19 protein-coding genes are annotated in these 20,222 nt (G+C 61.3%); 3 read left to right on the top strand and 16 right to left on the bottom strand.

Annotated elements, in window-relative coordinates; genetic code table 11:
• Positions 1 to 93 precede the first annotated feature (93 nt).
• The 10 genes from RLW41_RS07305 to RLW41_RS07260 form a co-directional block, all read right to left on the bottom strand.
• Entirely contained in the window at positions 94 to 585 is a 492-nt protein-coding gene (locus tag RLW41_RS07305; protein ID WP_409561227.1) for a F0F1 ATP synthase subunit B, read from the bottom strand.
• Between the two features lie 12 nt (positions 586 to 597).
• On the bottom strand, positions 598 to 1,158 hold the full coding sequence (locus RLW41_RS07300) for a F0F1 ATP synthase subunit B' (protein WP_414464075.1): 561 nt from the start codon (positions 1,156 to 1,158) through the stop codon (positions 598 to 600).
• A 44-nt stretch (positions 1,159 to 1,202) separates the two neighbouring features.
• Positions 1,203 to 1,427: a F0F1 ATP synthase subunit C gene (locus RLW41_RS07295; RefSeq protein WP_013949763.1), complete on the bottom strand. Its 225-nt coding sequence runs from the start codon at positions 1,425 to 1,427 to the stop codon at positions 1,203 to 1,205.
• A 92-nt stretch (positions 1,428 to 1,519) separates the two neighbouring features.
• Positions 1,520 to 2,269 carry a F0F1 ATP synthase subunit A gene (locus RLW41_RS07290; protein WP_013949762.1) on the bottom strand — a complete coding sequence of 250 codons (750 nt, stop codon included), beginning with the start codon at positions 2,267 to 2,269 and terminating at the stop codon, positions 1,520 to 1,522.
• Between the two features lie 20 nt (positions 2,270 to 2,289).
• Positions 2,290 to 2,697 carry an AtpZ/AtpI family protein gene (locus RLW41_RS07285; RefSeq protein ID WP_013949761.1) on the bottom strand — a complete coding sequence of 136 codons (408 nt, stop codon included), beginning with the start codon at positions 2,695 to 2,697 and terminating at the stop codon, positions 2,290 to 2,292.
• Positions 2,698 to 2,941: 244 nt separating this feature from the next.
• Positions 2,942 to 3,181, bottom strand: coding sequence for a hypothetical protein (locus RLW41_RS07280; RefSeq protein ID WP_414464074.1), 240 nt, complete (start codon positions 3,179 to 3,181; stop codon positions 2,942 to 2,944).
• 199 nt (positions 3,182 to 3,380) lie between these two features.
• On the bottom strand, positions 3,381 to 6,842 hold the full coding sequence (gene smc, locus RLW41_RS07275) for a chromosome segregation protein SMC (protein WP_409561225.1): 3,462 nt from the start codon (positions 6,840 to 6,842) through the stop codon (positions 3,381 to 3,383).
• A 62-nt stretch (positions 6,843 to 6,904) separates the two neighbouring features.
• On the bottom strand, positions 6,905 to 7,717 hold the full coding sequence (locus tag RLW41_RS07270) for a DsbA family protein (RefSeq protein WP_409561224.1): 813 nt from the start codon (positions 7,715 to 7,717) through the stop codon (positions 6,905 to 6,907).
• A 12-nt stretch (positions 7,718 to 7,729) separates the two neighbouring features.
• The gene (locus RLW41_RS07265; protein WP_409561223.1) at positions 7,730 to 8,401 is read right to left on the bottom strand and encodes a DsbA family protein; all 672 of its coding nucleotides are present in this window, start codon (positions 8,399 to 8,401) and stop codon (positions 7,730 to 7,732) included.
• Positions 8,402 to 8,546: 145 nt separating this feature from the next.
• On the bottom strand, positions 8,547 to 9,089 hold the full coding sequence (locus RLW41_RS07260) for a DUF721 domain-containing protein (RefSeq protein ID WP_414464073.1): 543 nt from the start codon (positions 9,087 to 9,089) through the stop codon (positions 8,547 to 8,549).
• A gap of 98 nt (positions 9,090 to 9,187) precedes the next feature.
• On the opposite strand from RLW41_RS07260, the gene mutY reads away from it, so the two are divergent.
• The gene (gene mutY, locus RLW41_RS07255; protein ID WP_414464575.1) at positions 9,188 to 10,318 is read left to right on the top strand and encodes an A/G-specific adenine glycosylase; all 1,131 of its coding nucleotides are present in this window, start codon (positions 9,188 to 9,190) and stop codon (positions 10,316 to 10,318) included.
• Between the two features lie 12 nt (positions 10,319 to 10,330).
• Here the strand turns inward: mutY and RLW41_RS07250 are convergent, their stop codons facing one another.
• The 4 genes from RLW41_RS07250 to RLW41_RS07235 all read right to left on the bottom strand — a co-directional run bounded on the left by RLW41_RS07250 (position 10,331) and on the right by RLW41_RS07235 (position 15,914).
• Positions 10,331 to 12,520 carry a putative bifunctional diguanylate cyclase/phosphodiesterase gene (locus tag RLW41_RS07250; RefSeq protein ID WP_414464072.1) on the bottom strand — a complete coding sequence of 730 codons (2,190 nt, stop codon included), beginning with the start codon at positions 12,518 to 12,520 and terminating at the stop codon, positions 10,331 to 10,333.
• 318 nt (positions 12,521 to 12,838) lie between these two features.
• The gene (locus tag RLW41_RS07245; RefSeq protein WP_414464071.1) at positions 12,839 to 13,954 is read right to left on the bottom strand and encodes a site-specific DNA-methyltransferase; all 1,116 of its coding nucleotides are present in this window, start codon (positions 13,952 to 13,954) and stop codon (positions 12,839 to 12,841) included.
• 173 nt (positions 13,955 to 14,127) lie between these two features.
• Positions 14,128 to 14,769 (bottom strand): ribonuclease HII, encoded by a 642-nt coding sequence (locus RLW41_RS07240; protein WP_414464070.1) that lies wholly within the window; start codon positions 14,767 to 14,769, stop codon positions 14,128 to 14,130.
• A gap of 32 nt (positions 14,770 to 14,801) precedes the next feature.
• On the bottom strand, positions 14,802 to 15,914 hold the full coding sequence (locus RLW41_RS07235) for a PA0069 family radical SAM protein (RefSeq protein WP_414464069.1): 1,113 nt from the start codon (positions 15,912 to 15,914) through the stop codon (positions 14,802 to 14,804).
• 153 nt (positions 15,915 to 16,067) lie between these two features.
• Here RLW41_RS07235 and RLW41_RS07230 point away from each other — a divergent pair, with 153 nt between their 5' ends.
• Positions 16,068 to 16,775 (top strand): TIGR04283 family arsenosugar biosynthesis glycosyltransferase, encoded by a 708-nt coding sequence (locus RLW41_RS07230; RefSeq protein WP_013949750.1) that lies wholly within the window; start codon positions 16,068 to 16,070, stop codon positions 16,773 to 16,775.
• Between the two features lie 11 nt (positions 16,776 to 16,786).
• On the opposite strand, the gene moaB is transcribed toward RLW41_RS07230, so the two are convergent.
• Positions 16,787 to 17,329: a molybdenum cofactor biosynthesis protein B gene (gene moaB / locus RLW41_RS07225; RefSeq protein WP_414464068.1), complete on the bottom strand. Its 543-nt coding sequence runs from the start codon at positions 17,327 to 17,329 to the stop codon at positions 16,787 to 16,789.
• Between the two features lie 20 nt (positions 17,330 to 17,349).
• Complete coding sequence (locus RLW41_RS07220) at positions 17,350 to 18,228, bottom strand: uracil-DNA glycosylase (RefSeq protein ID WP_414464067.1); 879 nt, start codon at positions 18,226 to 18,228, stop codon at positions 17,350 to 17,352.
• Between the two features lie 139 nt (positions 18,229 to 18,367).
• On the opposite strand from RLW41_RS07220, the gene RLW41_RS07215 reads away from it, so the two are divergent.
• Positions 18,368 to 20,050, top strand: a complete 1,683-nt coding sequence (locus RLW41_RS07215) for an electron transfer flavoprotein-ubiquinone oxidoreductase (protein ID WP_414464574.1) — start codon at positions 18,368 to 18,370, stop codon at positions 20,048 to 20,050.
• Positions 20,051 to 20,222 lie beyond the last annotated feature (172 nt).

Raw genomic sequence — 20,222 nt, 5'->3', positions numbered from 1 at the left:
CAGCTGTCCGCTTTCCTCTAACCGAAATTCAAGCCAACAAAAAAGCCGAGCATAAAGCCCGGCTTTTAAACTTTCTGGCCGTCTGCGATTCGCTCAGTTGAGCTTGCCGCTGAGATCGCCAATCGATTGCGAAACCAGCGAGTCGCCGGTCGCGCCTGCTGCGCGCGTCTTCAGGATTTCGTGCGCCGCTGCGAGCGCCGTTTCCACGGCGACGGAGCGAACTTCGCCCAGGGCTTGTGCTTCGGCGCGTGCAATCTTGTCTTCAGCGATTTTCGAGCGCCGCTCCAGGCTCTCAGTGAGGGCCTTGCGAGATTCGCTTGCGAGCGCTTCCGCCTCGCGCTTGGCCTGCTCGATGATCGACTGAGCTTCAACCTCGGCTTCGCGGGCCTTGCGTTGATAGTCCATCAGCAGCGACTGCGCTTCTTCGCGAAGCTTACGCGCCTCGTCGAGCTCCTTGCGGATGCTGTCGGCACGCTCGTCGAGCGCCTTCGCGACGACGCCCGGAACGCCATAGTAGACGAGCAGAGCAAGGAACGCCACGAAGGCGACAAGCACCCAGAAAAGCGGATTAGTTGGATCGAACATGGTCCTAAATCCTCAACTGCCCGCTACCGGACGCAACACCTTCTTCACGTCCTCGGCAGGAACATCCTGACCGATGAGCTTCTCGACGACGGCACGCGTCGTGTCCGTCGCGATATCGCCAATTGCCGACAATGCCTTAGTCTTCGTTGCGGCAATGCGTGAATCGGCGTCGCGCAGCTTTCCTGCGATCTGCTCATCGACGCGGTGACGCTCGGCCTCCGTTTCGGCGGCGAGCTTCTCGCGCGTATCCTTGGCGATGCTCGAAGCGTTAGAACGAGCGTCGGCGAGCGCCTTTTCGTAGTCGGCGAGCGCCTTGTCGGTTTCGTCCTTCAGGCGTGCAGCAGCATCGAGATCGCGCTTGATCCGGTCCCGGCGCTCTTCGATCACTTCGCCGACGCGCGGAAGCGCGATCTTCGACATGACGAAAAACAAAGCCAGGAACGTTACGACGAGCCAGAAGAGCTGGGTCTCGAAGGTATGCGGATTGAGCTGCGGCAAGCCACCGGACTTGGCGGCTTCCTCGGCCGCCTCAGCGGCGACCGCGAACAGCATTGTCGTGCCGGCAAACATCATAGCCTCCGGTTGATCGGGCTTGGTTCAGTAGTCCCGGCCCAGTCTCAACCGTAGAGGATGATGAGCGCGATCAGAAGGCCGAAAAGGCCCGTCGCTTCAGCGAGAGCGAAGCCGATCAGCAGGTTTGTGAACTGCGAAGCAGCAGCCGACGGGTTGCGCAGCGCGCCCGAGAGGTAGTTGCCGAAGATGTTGCCGATGCCGATGCCGGCGCCGATGAGCGCGAAGCAGGCGAGGCCGGCGCCGATAAACTTGGCGGCTTGCGGATCCATTGGAGTATCTCCCTTTGTGGTCGGTTTTAGAGGTTTCAGATTGACAAGCAAAACAGGGCGCCGGCGGGTGGCCCGCCTTCGCCCTGAAATGTTCAATGGTGCATGTTGACCGCGTCGTTGAGGTAGATGCAGGTCAAAACCGTGAAGATGAACGCCTGCAAAAATGCAACGAGCAGTTCAAGACCCGTGAAAGCCACCATGAAGCCGGTGGGCGCGATCTTGCCCCACCAGGGCAGCAGCACCGCAAAGCCTGCAAAGACTTCGAGCATGGTGTGGCCCGCCATGATGTTGGCGAAGAGACGCACCGAGTGGCTGATCGGGCGGATAAGATAAGACGTCAGTTCGATCGGAATGATGATCGGCATGAGCCAGAGCGGCACGCCGGCCGGCGCGAACAATCTCAGATAGCCAACGCCATGCTTCCAGAAGCCGACGAACGTCGCCACGAGCCAGACCATGGCGGCCAGCGCAAACGTCACGATGATGTGGCTGGTGACGGCAAAGTTGCCTGGGATGAGGCCGAAGATATTGAGAACCAGGATGAAAATGAAGATCGTGAACACCCAGGGGAAGAACTTCATGCCTTCCTCGCCGATGTTCTCTTTCACCATGCCGGCGATGTATTCGTACGTCACTTCCGCCGTCGACTGGAGACGGGTCGGAACGAGCGCACGGCCGCGCATGGCATAGAGCAGGTAGCCGACAATGACCGCAAACGCGAGAACCATCATCAGCGATGAATTGGTGAACGAGATGTCGTGACCGAAAAGATCGAGATCAACGATCTTCGTGATCTCGAACTGCTCCATCGGACCATGATGTCCGGCGCCTTCAGCGGCCAAGGCCTACCCCCTAGTCTCTCTCATTCGTCGTCGTCATTTTTGACTGACGGCGCCGCCTTTTGTAGCGGTTCGTTTTTTGCCTGCGCCTCTTGAGCGGCGCGGACAACATTCAAAAGACCTGCCGCAAAGCCGATTATGACCATCACGATCATCAGCCAGGGCGCCGTGCCGAACTGCCTGTCCAGAAGCCAGCCAACGCCGCCGCCGAAAACGACGCCGACGATCAGCTCGGCCGCGAACTTGAAGGCGGCTCCATAGGCGGATTGATCTTGAGGTCCTCCGCCCGCCGATCGTTCAGCCTTTGCCTTCTGCGCTTTCAGCGCGTCAAGCTTCTGGCCAAGTTCCGCCGACCGCTTGCGAAACGCATCACGGTCTTCCGGGCTGATTTCGCCGCGTTCCGGACTTTGACCCTTGCCATCGGCTGACATGGCTCAAACCATCCAGATATTGCGGAAAACCGGCCGCTCAGGGAGATCGACGGCGCGGACCATAGTTAGGGGGTCTGGGGGTGTCAAGGAATTGGGCATAACGCTTTCTACCATGGGGGTACGGCGAAACCGCGCAGGCTTTTGCTGAACTATTTTCAGTCTGATCTGCAAGGGAAAGCCCTCGTCCGGCACAGTCCCCTGCGCAGACGAGGGCGCATTATTCTGAGGGCTTTTTGCGCAATGGTTAAGGGGTGGACGGATTTTGTGCAGGTGGGGTTGTCGTTGCCGGGGCAGTCTCGGGCGCGCCGCCGGCCCCTGGCTGGGCCGTAGCGGACGGAGGAGCCGCCTGCTGGGTGTTCTGGCTAGGGTTGCCGCCGGACGACGCATCGACCCTCGGTGGCGTCGCACGCCAGAAGCCGATGACAAGCACGACGCCTACCACCGTAGCCAGCACCATCGACGCGAGCAAGACCCGAAAGTTCATTTTGCGAGGGCTGGCTTGCCGCGCATCGGTCGGTGGAAGAGTGTCTCGGCGCGCGCGAGGATCTCGTTGTGGTTGCATAGGGCGGCTCCTTTCTCTTGATGAGACGGAACGCCCCCCTTATGCGACAGGTTCCCGCACGAGCGCGTGACCACGCGCGGTCCATGGGCCTTCGGAGCAGCCGCTCAATTAGGTGTGCTGTTCAGCTGGCTTCGCGGAAGCTCTGCGCGGTCTGCAGGTCGACGGAAACGAGCTGCGACACGCCTTTCTCGGCCATCGTCACGCCGAACAGCCGGTTCATCCGCGCCATCGTCATCGGATGGTGCGTGATGGTTAGGAACCGTGTCGCGGTCTCGGCCGCCATCTGCTCCATCAGACGGCAGAAGCGGTCGACGTTGGCGTCGTCGAGTGGCGCATCGACCTCGTCGAGCACGCAGATCGGCGACGGGTTTGTCAGGAATACCGCAAAGATCAGCGAAAGCGCCGTCAGCGTCTGCTCGCCTCCCGAAAGCAGCGATAGCGTTGCGGGCTTCTTGCCGGGCGGCTTGGCGATGATCTCAAGCCCACCCTCCAGTGGATCTTCTGGGCTCTCGATCATTTCGAGGCGCGCTTCGCCGCCACCGAAAAGATGCGTGAACAGCCGTTCGAAATGGCCGTTGACCGTCTGGAAGGCGCCATCCAACCGCGACTTGGCCTCGCGATTGAGCTGCTGGATCGCCTGGCGGAGTTTCGCGATGCCTTGTTCGAGGTCTTCCCGCTCGGCCACCAGGGTTTCGAGCTGTTTCGAAACTTCGGCCAGATCCTCGTCGGCCTGAAGGTTGACGCCGCCGAGCCGCTCGCGGTCGGCCTTAAGCTTCGCGAGCGACCGCTCGACGTCGATGAGCGCCGGAATGGACGAGGCCTCGGGGAACGCAGCCAACGCCAAGCAATCCTCCGGCGCGACTTCGAACGTCTCACGAATGTGGCGCGCCGCCTCTTGCCGTTTGTGTCGAGCGTTCTCAAGCCGCGTCTCGATCCGTGCCTTGGCTTCGCGCGCGCTTGACACGTCAGCCTGCGCCGACCGGAGAGCGTCCGTCGCAGTCTTGACGGCAGACTCCGCCGCCGCCAGCGCGTCGGCTGCTTCGCGCCGCTCTTGATCTGCCCGCGACAAGGCCGAAAGCAACGTTTCGCGCTGGGCCGCAATCTTTTCCGGCAGGTCCGCCGCAGCCGCGATCTCGTCGCGAGCCTCTTTCAGGCGCCTGCTGAGGCTTTCGACCTGCGCTTCGGCGCTCGCTTGCCGCCCCTTCCAGCGCGCGATCTCGGCATTCGAATGCCGGATGCGTTCGGCACGGATTTGCTTGTCGCGATCGAGGCTGCCAAGCCGGATGCGGGACTCTGAAACATCGCGCCGTGCCTGCTCGGCTTCGGCTTGCGCGGCCTTCAGCTGCGGTTCGAGATCTTCGCCCTCGTTCATCGTCACAATGTGGGCTTCGATCTCGACATGGCGCGCCTGCGCCGTGGTCAGTTCTTCATCTGCGCGCGCTCGTTGCGCGACAACGGCGGCGAGTTTCGTCTCGCTCTCGCGCTGAAGTTTTTCCAGCGCCGTGAGCTGCTGGCGGACCTGAGCGAGTTCGTTCTGCTTTTCGCGATAAAGCTGACGCAGCCTCCGCTCTTCCGCTTCAGCCTGCTGCGCGGCTGCCGCCGCCGCGCGTTCGGCTTCAATCGTGTCTTTGGCTTCGTTGAGCACCGCCTGCGCACGGCGGTCGAGTTCCGCCAGCCGGTTCTTGTGCGCGAGGCGCTGGGCGGCAGGCGTCACGCCGTCCGACGCTGCAACAAAACCGTCCCACCGCCATAGATCGCCCTCCGGTGAGACGAGCCGCTGGCCGGGCTTCAAATGCGGCTGCAGGCGCGCACCGTCTTCACGCTCGACGACGCCGATCTGCCGCAGCCGCCGCGTCAGTTCCAGCGGTGCTTCGACATGCATATCGAGCGGCTCGGCGTCGGCGGGAAGTGCATGATCTTCCGCCGGCAGATCGAGACGGCGCCAGTGCACCGCCGCTTCCGGATCGATTGGCGCTTCGAGATCGTCACCGAGTGCGGCACCGAGCGCGGCTTCATATCCGGGCGATACGCGAATGAAATCGACGGCTGGCGGATAAACGTCTTCGTCTCCGCGCGCGAGCAGCTTGGCAATCGTCTCGCGTTCCGTTGAAAAAGCATTGGCCGCGAGACGCACACGTTGAGCTTCGTCGCGGCGCGCTTTCGCTTCGACCTGTGAAGTCTTGACGGTCTCCTCGGCGGTGAGCGCATCGGCCTCGATCTTGCTGATCTCTTGCGCCAGCGCCTGTCCGCGCTGTGCCATGTCGGCAACTTTTTCGCCGTCCGGCGCCTTCGCGGTAAGATCGGCGATCTGCGCATCGAATGCCGTGATCTGCCGCATGATTTTGGCGACGACGTCTTTGCGCTCGCCAAGGGCCGCTTCGAGGCTCCTGAGCTTGGCACGGGCTTCCGCCGCACGATGCGTGATGTCGGCGAAATGTGCATCTGCTGCGGTCTGCCGGGCTTCGGCTGCCGCGAAGCGGGCTTTCTCCGCCGTCTCTTCGTCGATCGCCTTGCTGTCGGCGTCCTGGATTGCTTTGAGGTCGGCTTCGAGATGGACGAGCGTTTCCTTGGCTTCGTGAATGAAGCCTGTTTCGCGCGTCAAATCCGTGTCGAGCTGTTTTGCCCGCGCTTCGAGTTCTCGAGCCCGCTCGGTGGCCCGAGTTGCTTCGCGTTCGAGATTTTCCTGCTCGATTTTGAAACGCGCCAACGCCGCGCCTTTCACGGCTTCTGCTTCCCTGAGCGCCGGCAACGCTTCGCCGAAACGAAGTTCATCGTTGAGGGACTTCGCTTCGGCTTCCGTCGCCGCACCGAGCCGCATCATGGCGTCGGCAAGTTGCGTCTCTTCGGCTTCAACGCTGTGCTGTGCGTCTTCCCACGTCAGATGCAGCGCCAGCGCTTCCTGCTGTCGGATCTCGGTTGAAAGCTCTTTATAGCGACGCGCTTGCCGCGCCTGCCGCTTCAGCGATTCCGTCTGCGATTGCAGTTGTCCCGCAACGTCGCTGACCCGCTCGATGTTGGCTTCGGCCGCCTTGAGCTTCAGCTCCGCCTCATGGCGGCGCGTGTGCAGACCCGCGATGCCTGCCGCATCTTCCAGAATGCGCCGCCGCTGTTCGGGCTTGGCATTGACGAGTTCGCCGATCTGCCCCTGCCGGACGAGCGCCGGCGAGCGCGATCCAGTCGCCGCGTCTTCGAACAGCACTTTGACGTCGCGCGCCCGTACTTCGCGTCCGTTGATGCGATAGGCTGAACCCGCCTCACGCTCGATCCGCCGCGTAATCTCGATGACGTCGCTGCCGTTAAACTCGGCCGGAGCCTTCCGTGCGCTGTTGTCGAGGAACATCGTGACTTCGGCGCTTTGCCGTTCCGGCCGTCCGCCGCTGCCGGAAAAAATGACGTCGTCCATTGCGGCGGCACGCATCGACTTATGCGAGCTTTCGCCCATCACCCAGCGAAGCGCTTCGAGAAGGTTCGACTTTCCGCAACCGTTGGGACCGACGACGCCCGTCAAACCCGGCTCGATCACGAGTTCGGTCGCGTCCACGAAGGACTTGAAGCCGAGAAGCCTGAGCCGGGTGATTTTCATGTCGGTCGCGTCAGTCCTCGATGCCGGTATTGCCGTGCCTCAGGACCGTCGCGACGCGCCCCTCAGGGACTTGCCGAGGCCGTCGGCGTATTCTGCGGCCGGGTCGCCTGTTCGACGTAATCGGCGATTTCGGCAATCGTCAGCTCTTTCTTGATGAGCTTGGTGCCGATGAAAAAATTCGGCGTTCCGATGATGCCGAGCTTGCGCCCACGATCCTTAACCCACTTCAACTTGGCGATCATGTCTTGATTCTGCAGACAAGCGTCAAACTGCGGGCGAGTCATCCCCACTTGTTTAGCGACCGCGTAGATGGCATCGAGCCGCACCTCTAGGCTTACCCAGGAAGGCTGCTGCTCAAGAAATTTCCCGTAGAGTTCCAGATACTTGTCAGGTGGCGCGCAACGCAGGGCAATGGTAGCGTTGCCGGAGCTTTTGCCGATCGGGAATTCCCGCAGAATATACCGCACGCGGCCTGTATCGATGAACCGCCGCTTGAGCTCCGGATATACCGTCAAATGGAAGTTCCGGCAGTGCGGGCACGTCAGCGAGGCGTATTGCACGATCGTGACCGGCGCATCCGGCCGCCCCCAGCTCATTTCCGGGAGCGGGCTCGGTGCCATGATGTCGGCAATCGTCGGGTTCTGGATAACCTGTCGCCCGGTGGTCGAAGCCGTGGCCGTCGGATCGCTAAACGGCGTCGGCATGCCGTCATCCGGCGTATCCGAGCTTGTCGATGGATAAGCACCGAGGCCGCTGCTATCGGACGAGATGCTTGCCGTCGCCGGTGACAGCGACGGCAGTGTCGAACCGCACCCTGCGAGCCAGCCGGTCAACAGCAGGGCGGCAGCAAGTTTGAGCGGTCGAGCGACAGACATTTGATTTCCCGGTTACTTCCCCGCCAGCAGCGGTTCGAGCACCTTATCAAATGCTTCCATCGTTGGCGCTTCTTGCAGCTTCTTGCCGTTGATAAAGAAGGTCGGTGTGGCATTGACGCCGAACGTCTCGCTGGCGCGCGACCGCTCGGCCGTGATCGCGTCAAGAAGTTTCTGATCTGTCAGACACTTATCGAAGCTCTCCTGCGTGAAGCCGGCCTGCTTGGCAATGTCGAACAGCTTCGGCACCGGGCTGCCTCCGGTGAACGCCCAATCCGACTGTTTTTCATAGAACGTCTCGATCATCGGCAGGGCTTTGTCTTTGCCTGCGCAGCGCGCCAGCATCGAAACGGCGGCGGCGAGATTATCGAGCGGGAAATCACGGAAGATGTACCGGACCTTACCCGTATCGATGTACTTCTTCTTGAAAGGCTCGAAGACTTCGTTGGTGAAGTGCGCGCAGTGTGGGCACGTCATCGACGCGTATTCGACGACCGTGACTTTGGCATCCGCCGAGCCGAGGGACAATTCGTCGAGCCCGTCCGGGGCCTTCATCAGTTCGGCGACCGGAACTTCTGCCGGGCCGTCTTTGCGCTGCGCGAAGCTCGGCTCGGCGCTCGTAAACGCAACGCCGACGACGGCCGCCAAAGCGAGCAGGCCTGGAATGATTTTTTTGAACGTGTTCAAGGTCCCAACTCCTCTGGGAATGCATCTCGCAACAGAATGGCGGTAAAAGAACGTCCGCCAGAAACCGTTCCGGCGCCCGAATAAGCCCAATCCCGGGTGAATAGCAACCGAACGGAGCGATCAACACTATGGGAAACTGGCCGTCTCAGCGCACGCTCGCCGCCGCGACACTTCTGCCGAGCGTCTGCAACGCCGTGTCGAAATCCCCCGACGCCGGGAGCACGGGTTCTTTTCGTTCGCTTTGAGCGATTAAGTCCTTGGCCGCAATCGGCTCTTCCATCCGCGGGACCTGCCGGATCTTGATCTGGGCAATGGCGCGATAACCGAAATACCGATTGATCCGGTCGATGATTTCCCCATGCCGGTAGGAAACATCCAGTGCAAACGCCGGGTCCGTCGCGACAATCAGCGTCGCGCCAGAGCTGCGGCCCTCGTCGTCGGCATCCACCGGCGCTTTGCCGCCCCGCGGCCATTTGATCGAGTCCGGTCGTGTCAGCCGGGCAAGGTCCTTCCCGACGATCGTCTCCCACGACGACATGATCTCGGCGCTGTGGAAGCCGAATTTCTGGAATACGGCCGATGTCACCTTGGGCACGAACGCGCCCACCGCTTTCGCAAACACACCTTTGGCCGGGCGCGTATCCGCCGGCAGCGCCTTCATCTGGGCTGTGGGTTCATAGTCTGACAACGGCGTTTCCCCCGCCTGGCGGTCTTGTGGTGACGTATAGGACAGATACCATTGTCGATGCGATTCGAGCTTCCCGCGCAACCGGAGACGCCAAGCGCATGGGCGCGGTCCAGGAAAATATCGCCGAGCGACGAAAGCAGCAGCAGCTTCCGCTGCGGCCCGCCGGTCCGTTGACGGTCAAGGCTCTTCTTGACTGGTACGCGGCCGAGAGGCGCGACCTGCCGTGGCGCTACGGCCCCCGCAAGGCCGCCGACCCTTATCGCGTCTGGCTATCGGAAATCATGCTGCAGCAGACGACGGTGAAGGCGGTCGTCCCGTATTTCCAGAAATTCGTCGCCCGCTGGCCGACCGTCACCGCCCTTGCGGCTGCCCCTCTCGAAGAGGTCCTGCAGCAATGGGCGGGCCTCGGCTACTATTCCCGCGCTCGCAACTTGAAAGCCTGCGCCGACGTGGTGGTACGCGATTACGACGGCGCGTTTCCCCGCGCTGAGATCGAGCTTCTGAAGCTCCCCGGTATTGGCCCCTATACCGCCGCGGCCATATCGGCGATCGCATTCGGCGAAAAAGCGACGCCGGTTGACGGCAACGTCGAGCGGGTGGTGTCGCGCCTGTTCGCTGTAAGGCAGCCCTTGCCCACCGCCAAGCCCGAGATCCGCAGGCTCGCTGCAACGCTTACGCCGCAGCGGCGGGCGGGAGACTTCGCCCAGGCGATGATGGATTTGGGTGCTGAAATCTGCACGCCGAAAAAACCTTCGTGCCTCGTCTGCCCGGTGCAGCAGGATTGCGCCGCGAGCGCTCAGAACCTCGCCGAGCTGCTGCCGCTGAAAGCCGCGAAAACGGCGCGCCCCTCACGCTACGGCATCGCGTTTCTTGTGCAGCGGGAGGACGGCGCAGTGCTGCTGCGCCAGCGTCCCGAGGCGGGCCTGCTCGGCGGCATGCTCGAAGTGCCCTCGACCGCGTGGGGAGACGCGCTGCCGACCAAGACGCAAGCGATGCGTTCGGCGCCCGTTTCGGCGTCATGGATGCCGGTGCCGGGTACAGTCGTGCACGTCTTCACCCACTTTCGTCTGGAACTCATCGTCTACCGCGCGCTCGTGTCGGTCGACGCCGGCTTCACGCTCTGGGCTGAGCCGGAGCGCTGCCGCTGGGTCCATCGTCGCGATCTTCACGGTCAAGCGCTGCCGAGCGTGATGAAAAAAATCATCGCGCACGGCCTTGCCGACAACTGAAGCGCCAGCCGCCTATATCAGGCGGAACTGGCTTTGCTGGTTGAGGGTGTCCAAGATCTCGGGCACTTCTGTCACCGGCCGCGCCTTGCTGTAGAGGAAGCCCTGGCCTTCGTCGCATCCGACGGCGCGGAGGAATTCCTGCTCGGATTCGGTTTCGATGCCTTCGGCCGTGATCGTCATGCCGAGGCTTGATCCCAGACCCATGATGGCGCGAATGATCGCCTGCGATTCATTGCCGAACCCGATGCCGCGAACGAACGATCCGTCGATCTTGATTTTGTCGAACGGGAACATCCGCAGATAGCTGAGCGACGAGTAGCCGGTGCCGAAGTCGTCCATCGAGATGCGGACGCCGAGACCTCTGATGGCATGCAGGATCGTCAGCACGCTTTCGGAATTTTCAAGCAGCAGCGCCTCGGTGATTTCGAGTTCCAGCCGGCCCGGTTCGAGACCCGATGAGCGCAGCGCATCCGACACCGCATTGAAGACGTTCCCGATGCGGAAGCGCTGGGGCGACATGTTCACCGCGAGCCGTGCCTTCTTCGGCCACCGGGCCGCATCGTGGCAGGCACGCTGCAGCACGAAATCGGTGATGGAGCCGATAAGCCCGCATTCTTCTGCAATCGGAATGAATTCCGACGGCGGGATATAGCCGCGCTCGGGGTGTGGCCAGCGCAGCAGCGCCTCGAAGCCGGACACCTCGCGCGAGCTTAGAGAAACGAGCGGCTGATAATGAATTTCGAGTCCGCCGTTGAGGAAGGCCTGGTGCAGGTCGGCTTCGATCTTGCGCCGCGCCTGAACGCGAACGTTCATCTCCGCTTCGAAATAGCGGTAGCAGCCTTTGCCATCTTCCTTCGCCTGATAGAGCGCAAGGTCGGCATTCTTCAACAGGACCTCGGCCTCCTCGCCATCGCTCGGGCAGAGCGCGATACCGACGCTCGCCGTGACGTTGATTGTGTGATCGTCGACTCTGAACGGCTCGCGCAGAACATCGATGATCCGCTGTGCAACTGAGCTCACCTCGACGGCATGATTGGCGTTGGCGAGCACGACGGCAAACTCATCGCCGCCCAATCGCGCAGCCATGTCGTCTTTGCGCAGCGTGCCTTGAATGCGTTCGCTCAACTGCTGCAGCAGCGAGTCGCCGGCGGCATGCCCCATCGAGTCGTTGATGATTTTGAAATTGTCCAAGTCGATGCAGAGCACGGCAACGCCGGTACCGGAGCGCTTCCTCAACATCAGCATGTCGTTGAGGCGCTTGCGCAGGAATACGCGATTGGCGAGGCCGGTCAGCGCATCATGGTGCGCAAGATAAGCAACCTTCGCTTCCGCCGCTTTACGCTCCGTAATGTCGATTGCCGCAAACAGGATCGCAGGCGTCTGCCCTTGCGTGATCGAGCTTGAATAGATGGCAACGTCGATCGACGTTTTGTCGGCTTTGAGATGACGCCAGGTTTGGCCTGCAAACTGCTCGGCCCTGCCGTCGTAAAGGCTATCTAGATTCTGATGATCGTCGGGATGATGAAGGTCGAACAGGGTTTTGGTGTGGAGATCCTCCAACGCAAACCCATAGTGTCGTAGCGCCGCTCTGTTGGCGCTGAGAATGACTTTGTCTTCCCGGCGCGCAACGAACATCGGCACGGGATTGGCTTCAAACAGCATCCGGAATGATGCTTCCCGCTCCTTGAGTTCGCTGATGTCGACGCGTAGGCCGACGACGCCGCCATCAGTCGTCAGTCGTTCGTCGATGAGAATGCAGCGCCCGTCGGAGATCCACTGTTCGTGCCGATCCTTCGGCTGAAACAGCCGTCGGACGCGTTCGGCGATCCACTGCTCTTCGCGGCCCCGTGCTTCCGGATAATCGCCCCGCGCGACGCCGATCCTCAGCGTGTCTTCGAGACGAACGCCGATTTCAAACAGGTCCGCGCTCTTTTTGTAGATGTCCGCATATTGCTGATTCCACAGAACGTATCGGCCGTCGCTGTCGAGAACCACAACGCCTTGCGGCAGCATGTCGATGGCTTCACGGAGCTGTCTGTTGGTGGCTTCGGCGCGTTCGAGCCGCTGCATCACGTCGTCGGCGTCCCGCTTTCGCCGCTTCGGCATCGCGGTCAGCCGGCGCCGTGTCCTGAGGCGTCCCGAGCTTGTCGAAACGTCCGGCGCCATAGAAATCGGAGACTTACGAAGAAGATCGTGAGCCATTGGTACCCCCACGCTAAAAATGTTGCGGAGGAGTATTTGCGCGGCCCGTTAATGGAGCTTCACCGCGTTCAGTAGAGAAAAACGCGGCGCTGCTCGTTATCTGGTCAGACTGTATGTGCGCTTGCCGAGGCTTGCAGCAAGCTGACTACTGAATAGTCACATTGAGGTTTTTGTCGATGAGTTTGGGAAATCTTCTGCCGAACTGACAGGCAGGACATTTCGTCGTGCATGGTTATGGATGTCTTAAATCGCGCGTATTTGCGCGGATCTGCGAGACGACGGCCGCCAACAGCGCCCGCCGTCGCCTCGCAAATGACTTCAGATCGCCATGCGGCCATTCAAGCCGAGCTGACGCTTAGCCTCGGAGCGGAGTGCGTCGATGGGCTTGAGTTTGCCTTCGACCTCGTAGTGCCAGAACGTCCAGCCGTTGCACGCCGACTTGCCTTGAACGATGGCGCCAAGCCGATGAATTGACGCCTGCTGTCCGGCATAAAACAGCGTGCCGTCGGCGCGGACTTCGGCGCGCACTTCGCGGCGCGGATCGAACAGCTTGCGGCCGGGTTCGAGAATGCCGAGTTCCAGGATCTGCCCGAACGGAATGCGCGGCTCGTTGCGCTTCGACGGGATCGCTTCGATCGCGTCGAGATCGAGCGGCCGCACCTTCGCGATCCGCTCGTCCGCCGCTTTCGCATAATCCATGTCGCGCTCGATACCGATGAACTTGCGGCCGAGCCGCTTGGCGACGGCGCCGGTCGTGCCGGTGCCGAAGAACGGATCGAGCACCGTATCGCCAGGCTTCGTCGAAGCGATCAGAATGCGATGAAGCAGCGCTTCCGGCTTTTGTGTCGGATGCGCCTTGCGGCCACCGTCGTCCTTCAGGCGCTCTGGGCCTGAGCAGATCGGAAACAGCCAATCGGACCGCATTTGAACGTCATCGTTCGATGCTTTCAGACTTTCGTAGTTGAACGTCACGCGCGATTTCTTATCGCGGCTCGCCCAGATCATTGTTTCATGCGCGTTGGTGAAGCGTTTGCCGCGGAAGTTCGGCATCGGGTTCACTTTGCGCCAGATAACGTCATTCTGAATCCAGAAGCCGAGGTCCTGGATCGCGACGCCGAGGCGGAAGATGTTGTGATAGGAGCCGATCACCCAGATCGCGCCATCCGGTTTCAGCACGCGGCGGCATTCGGCAAGCCAGGCGCGGCAAAAGGAATCATAGGCGGCGAAGTCGTCGAATTTGTCCCACTGATCGTCGACGCCGTCGACTTTCGTGTTGTTCGGTCTGAGGAGGTCGCCCGCAAGCTGCAAATTATACGGCGGGTCGGCGAAGATGAGATCGACGCTGGAGCTTTCGAGCTTCTTTAGCTCAGCAATGCAATCACCAATAAGAATCTTTCCGCTTTCCGAGCGGCCCTTGACGCGACGCGAACCCATGAACTCGAACCTGTACGCTACTATGAACTGAGCGCCCGCCATGAACTTACGCAACGGGCTGCCGAGCTTTGTACATCATGGGAATCGGGCTTGGATACGCTCAAAAGACGCGCAAGCGATTTATATTTTTTGATTCGATCTGCAACCTGATCCGTTTACGGAAAACATATCGTTCAGACGAGGGCGCCGAGGCCGAGCGCGAGCTGCACGGGCTTGAATGAGCGCCGGTGTAGCGGCGAAACACCGAGCTTGTTGATGGCAGCCTGATGTTCCGGCGTGCCGTAACCCTTGTGACGCTCGAAGCCGTATCCCGGATAATCGCGCGCCATCTGCACCATGATGCGGTCGCGCGTGACTTTCGCGATGATCGACGCCGCCGCAATGGACAGACACTTCGCGTCGCCTTTGACGATGGTTCGCGTCGTCATCGCGACCCGCGGCGCCTTATTGCCGTCAACCAGCACAAGCTTCGGTGCGTTGGCAAGTTGCCCGATGGCCTGCGCCATCGCCCACAGCGTTGCGGCAAGAATATTGTCGCGATCGATGCGATCGACCTCCGCGACGCCGACGCCGACGATGGCGACCTTCATAATGCGATTGAAGAGATAGGCGCGGGACTCTTCATCAAGCGCTTTGCTGTCGTCGATGTTCGCCGGAATTTTATCTGGATCAAGAATGACGGCCGCCGCAACGACCGGTCCCGCCCACGGGCCGCGCCCGGCTTCGTCAACGCCCGCGATCGGCCGAAACCCGAGCTGATGTTCGGCAGCTTCGAGTTCGAACGTCGGCTTGATGCGCGAATCGGCGATTTTCATTCGCCAGTTTGGTCATCGCGCAGATCAAGCTGTCAAAGCAGGGAGAGCTGTTGTCCACCGTTACCGGGACGCAGGAAGAGATCGGTTCGCAAGGCAACTCGTTCTCCGCCGAAACCGAGTCGCTTCTTGGCCAGCCGAAAGCGCAGCGCGATTTGCGTCGCATATGGTCCGCGCCCGACTTGGCGCACTCCGAAGTCCGGTGTGTAATCTCGCCCGCCGTGCATCGATCGCAAAAGCGAAATGACTCTGTCGGCACGGTTTGGAAATTCTTCCGCCAGCCATTCGCGAAAGAGATCTTTGATTTCGAGCGGCAGGCGCAGAAGCACATATCCAGCATTGCAGGCACCGGCCTCGCGCGCCGCTTCCAGGATGGGTTCGATCTCGTGGTCGGTCAACCCGGGAATGATCGGAGCGACCATGACTGTGACGGGTATCCCGGCGTCGGCGAGCTTCTTCACGGTTTCGAGACGCTTTGACGGCGTCGCAGCGCGCGGCTCCATCGCGCGTGCCACGCGGCGGTCGAGCGTCGTGATCGACACCGCGACGCGAGCGAGATTTTTCTCGGCCATCGGTGCCAGGAGGTCGATGTCGCGCGCCACCAGCGCCGACTTCGTGATGATGCCGACCGGATGGTTGGTCTGCGCCATCACCTCTAGGATCGAGCGCGTAATCCGCCGCTCCCGCTCGATGGGCTGATAAGGGTCGGTGTTGCCGCCGAGCGCAATTGTGTGCGGTCGGTAGCTCGGCTTCTTGAACTCACGCTCCAGCAGAGCGGCGGCGTTCGGCTTGGCATAGAGCTTCGTTTCGAAGTCGAGGCCCGCCGAATGTCCCAGATAGCAATGGCTCGGACGTGCGTAGCAATAGATGCAGCCATGCTCGCACCCCCGATACGGATTGATCGAGCTTTCAAACGAAACGTCCGGGCTGTCGTTGTGAGAGATGATCGACTTTGCGGCTTCTTCGATCACCTCGGTCTTGAAGGCGTCGAGATCGCCGAGGCTTTCCCAGCCGTCGTCGAAGGCTTCGTGGACCTCGGCTTCGAACCGTCCGGTTTTATTCGTCCGCGCGCCGCGCCCGCGCCGCCGCTCCGTATCGACGGCATGCGGGGCGGGAAGCGGGTTTTGATGGTCTCGGTCGGGCGCCATTGTTCGCGGTCGTTGCTGAGGATGTTCAGCCAATAGCATACGGCGCGGAACAAATAAAGAACATGCGGAGAGCGAACCGTGCCATGGCGATTGGTTAAGCCCCGCGACGTGGCGCGCCTTGCCGTGCGCGGATTGACGTGTCAGGAAAAGAGAATGATCTCAGTAATCATTCCCGCTCGGAATGCTGAACATACGTTACCGGCGACGCTATCTGCCCTGGTTCCGGCGGCAGTGGACGGACTCGTTAAGCAGGTCATCGTCGTCGATGGCGGGTCGACCGACAAGACTGCTGAGGTAGCCGATCAGGCTGGGGCCGATATCGTCAAGAGCGCGCCCGGACGCGGCGGCCAGTTGGCCCAAGGCGCTGAAATTGCCCGCTTTCCTTGGCTCCTTTTTTTGAATGCAGATACCGTCTTGGAAGACGGCTGGGAACGCAGCGCAACGTCGTTCATGCGCCGGGTCGATTTCGGCGAACGGTCGATGGCCGCGGGCGCCTTCACGTTCCGCCTCGATGACAAGGGTCTGGCACCGCGGCTGCTCGAACTGGTCGTTCAGTTGCGCTGCAAGCTCCTGCGCGTACCGTATGGCGATCAGGGCCTGCTGATCCCGCGCCGCCTGTTCGATGACGTCGGCGGCTACCGCAATTTGCCGATCATGGAAGATCTGGACTTGGCGCGCCGTATCGGACGCCGCCGCCTCACGATTCTCGATGCCAATGCCGTGACGTCGGCGGAGCGTTATCGGCGCGACGGGTATCTCTCGCGATCGTTCCGCAACCAGATCTGTCACATGCTGTATGGCGCAGGCATTCCGGTCAGCATGATCGCGCGCCTTCAGGGCAAGGTCGAAACCGGCGCTTAAGCGCGCCCGTCTCACGCCGACGTGCGATGCTCTTCGAGCCGCGGCAGGATTTCGATGAAATTGCACGGCCTGTGGCGCATATCGAGCTGGAGCTTCAGGATGCCTTCCCAGGCGTCTTTGCATGCGCCCGTCGAGCCGGGCAGACAGAAAATATAGGTCCCGCGCGCCACGCCCCCGCACGCGCGCGACTGGATCGTCGACGTGCCGACCTTCTGATACGACAGCATGTGAAACAGGATCGCGAACCCTTCGATCTCCTTCTCAAACAACGGCTTCACCGCTTCCGGCGTAACATCCCGTCCCGTGAACCCGGTGCCGCCCGTGGTGATGACGCAATCGACGGACGCGTCATTGATCCATCCCTCCACGATGCCGCGGATCTGCGCCTTGTCATCTTTCGCAAGCTTGCGGTCCGCGAGTTCGTGGCCCGCTTCGCCAATGGCGCGCTCGAGATAGGCGCCAGATGTATCTTCCGCGAGCGTGCGGGAATCCGACATCGTCAGGATTGCGATGCGGATTGGAACGAATTGGCGTTCGGCGTCGATGCCGGCCATGGCAAGCCTCGTTGTGTTGTCTAAAGCTTCGACTTGATTTGTAGCAGATCCATCCACGCGAGCTGCTTGGCGGCAGGCGTTCGCAGCAGATACGCCGGATGCAACGTGGCGATAGCCGGGATTTTTCGCTCCCCGACTTTAACCTCGCACCACTTGCCCCGAAGCCGCATGATGCCTTCCGTTGCGCCAATCACTTCCTTCGCCGCCGCGCCGCCCACGGCGACCAGCATCTTGGGCGCGACAAGCTCGATCTGCCGTTCGAGAAACGGCCGGCAGGAGAGCGCTTCCTGTGGCGTCGGCGTGCGGTTTCCCGGCGGCCGCCAATAGACGATATTGGTGATGTGCACGTCACCTTCAGACAGCCCGATTGCGGCAAGCATCTTGTCGAGCAATTGCCCCGCACGCCCGACGAACGGCTTACCTGCCAAATCCTCGTCGCGTCCGGGTGCTTCGCCGATGAACATAATGTCGGCCTGCGGCGCGCCGCGATAGAAGCACAGCTTCGTTGCCGTCGATTTGAGGCCGCAGCCGTCGAAAGCCTGCAGCGCTGCTTCCAGCCCTTCAAGCGATGTCACGGCGCGCGCGATGCGGCGGGCGCCCGTTTCAGCTTCGCTGGCGCCGAGCGGCGTCGCGGCGCGTGGTCGGCTCGGATCGAGCCCCGGCGCACTTTGCGCGGGCCCTGGTCGCGCCGATTGTGACGGTGCTGCCGGACGGGCGGTCGGCGCGGCCTTTTCACGCTCCGGCGCGTCGCGTTCCGGCCACGAAAAACCGGCCCCTGGCGCCTCGTCTCCGCGCGCCAGCCAGTCGTGCGCCGTTTCGCCAACGGCCGCATCGACGCCCATGGCTTGAAACCAATCGAGCAGCGCCAGCATTTCGTCTTTATCGTAAGAGTTCGTCATTGGGGCCGACAATAAAGATGCGCGCCGTCAATTGCACGCATCGGCAACAGACTGTGGCGCGTTATTGGTCAACTTGACGCTTTCCCTCCCGCAACCTAATCGAAACCGATGGACTTTCGAACATCCAAAAGAGGTGATGATGGCCGTTGACGCCGCCGACCTGCCGGCCCGCGAGGCAATGGACTTCGACGTAGTGATCGTGGGCGCTGGCCCTGCCGGGCTGGCCGCAGCGATCCGCTTGAAGCAGAAAGCGGCCGAAACAGGGTCTGATATCTCCGTCGTGGTGGTCGAGAAAGGCTCCGAGATCGGTGCCCATATTCTGTCCGGCGCCGTCATCGACCCGATTGGTCTCAATCGTCTCATCCCCGATTGGAAAGAGCGCGGCGCGCCCGTTGAAACGCCCGTTACGGAAGACGTGTTCTTGGTCCTTGGTCCCGCGGGCAAATTGCGCCTGCCGAACTGGCCGATGCCGCCGCTGATGCACAACCACGGCAACTACATCGTCAGCCTCGGTGCACTGTGCAAATGGCTTGGCGATCAGGCGGCGGAACTGGGCGTCGAGATCTATCCGGGCTTTGCTGCGAGCGAAGTGCTCTATGATGAGAAAGGCGCTGTCGTCGGCATCGCGACGGGCGATATGGGCGTCGGCCGGGATGGTGAGCCGAAGGACAGTTTCGTGCGCGGCATGGAACTGCGCGGCAAGTACACCTTGATCGCGGAAGGCGCGCGCGGATCGCTGGCCAAGGACCTCATCCGCCATTTCGACCTCGCCAACGATCATGAGCCACAGAAGTACGGCATCGGCCTAAAGGAACTGTGGCAGGTCGCGCCGGAGAAACATCGGCCGGGCTACGTTCAGCACTCGTTCGGCTGGCCCCTCGACAACAAGACCGGTGGCGGATCTTTCCTTTATCACTACGGCGAAAATCTCGTCGCGGTCGGCTTCGTCGTTCACTTGAACTATGCGAACCCTTACCTCTCGCCGTATGAAGAGTTCCAGCGCTTCAAGACACATCCCGCCATTCGCGAAACATTCGAAGGTGGCAAGCGGATCGGCTATGGCGCGCGCGCAATTACGGAAGGCGGCTGGCAATCGCTGCCCGATCTCGTCTTTCCGGGCGGCGCGCTTCTGGGCTGTGCAGCCGGCATGGTCAACCTGCCGCGCATCAAAGGCAGCCACAACGCGATCCTGTCCGGCATCGCTGCAGCAGATGCCGTCACGGCCGCGATCGCGGCAGGCCGCGCACATGACAAACTCGATGCCTACGAGACCGAGGTCCGCACTGGCGACATCGCGCGCGATCTGAAGCGCGTACGCAATATGAAGCCGTTCTGGTCCCGCTTTGGAACGGTGCTCGGCGTGCTGCTGGGCGGCACGGATCTTTGGCTCAACACCATCATTTCCGGCGTCGGCCTCGGCTTCACGTTAAAGCACGGCAAGAACGACGCTTTGGCGACAGGCAAGGCCAAGAATTTCAAGCCGATCGCCTATCCCAAGCCCGACGGCAGATTGACCTTCGATCGGCTGACGAACGTATCATTCTCGGCGACCAATCACGAAGAAGATCAGCCGGTTCACTTGAAGCTTCTCGATCCGACCGTGCCGATTGCAGTCAATCTGCCAGAATACGCAGAGCCCGCGCAGCGCTATTGCCCTGCCGCCGTTTATGAGATCGTACAAGGAGATGGCGGCGAGCCGCGATTCCAGATCAACGCGCAGAATTGCGTCCATTGCAAAACCTGCGACATCAAAGACCCAAGCCAAAATATCAATTGGACGTGCCCCGAAGGTGGCGGCGGGCCAAATTACGCCGGAATGTGACGATGTAGTTCAAATGCTGGTAATCCTGCGTCCGAAAATTCGGCGCCGTTCCAGCATGCGGGGGCTTAATTGCTGCGCTGGCTGAGCGTTATGCCGATAGGCGTTGACGGTTGATAACAGTTAGCAATTTCGGCTCATGTCTTATTTTTCACGTAAAGCTTGTCGCCAAGCT

The organism is Hyphomicrobium sp. DY-1 (genome assembly GCF_047497105.1).
In the GTDB taxonomy this organism is placed as follows: Bacteria; Pseudomonadota; Alphaproteobacteria; order Rhizobiales; family Hyphomicrobiaceae; genus Hyphomicrobium_B.
This window is presented reverse-complemented; position numbering and strand designations above follow the sequence as displayed.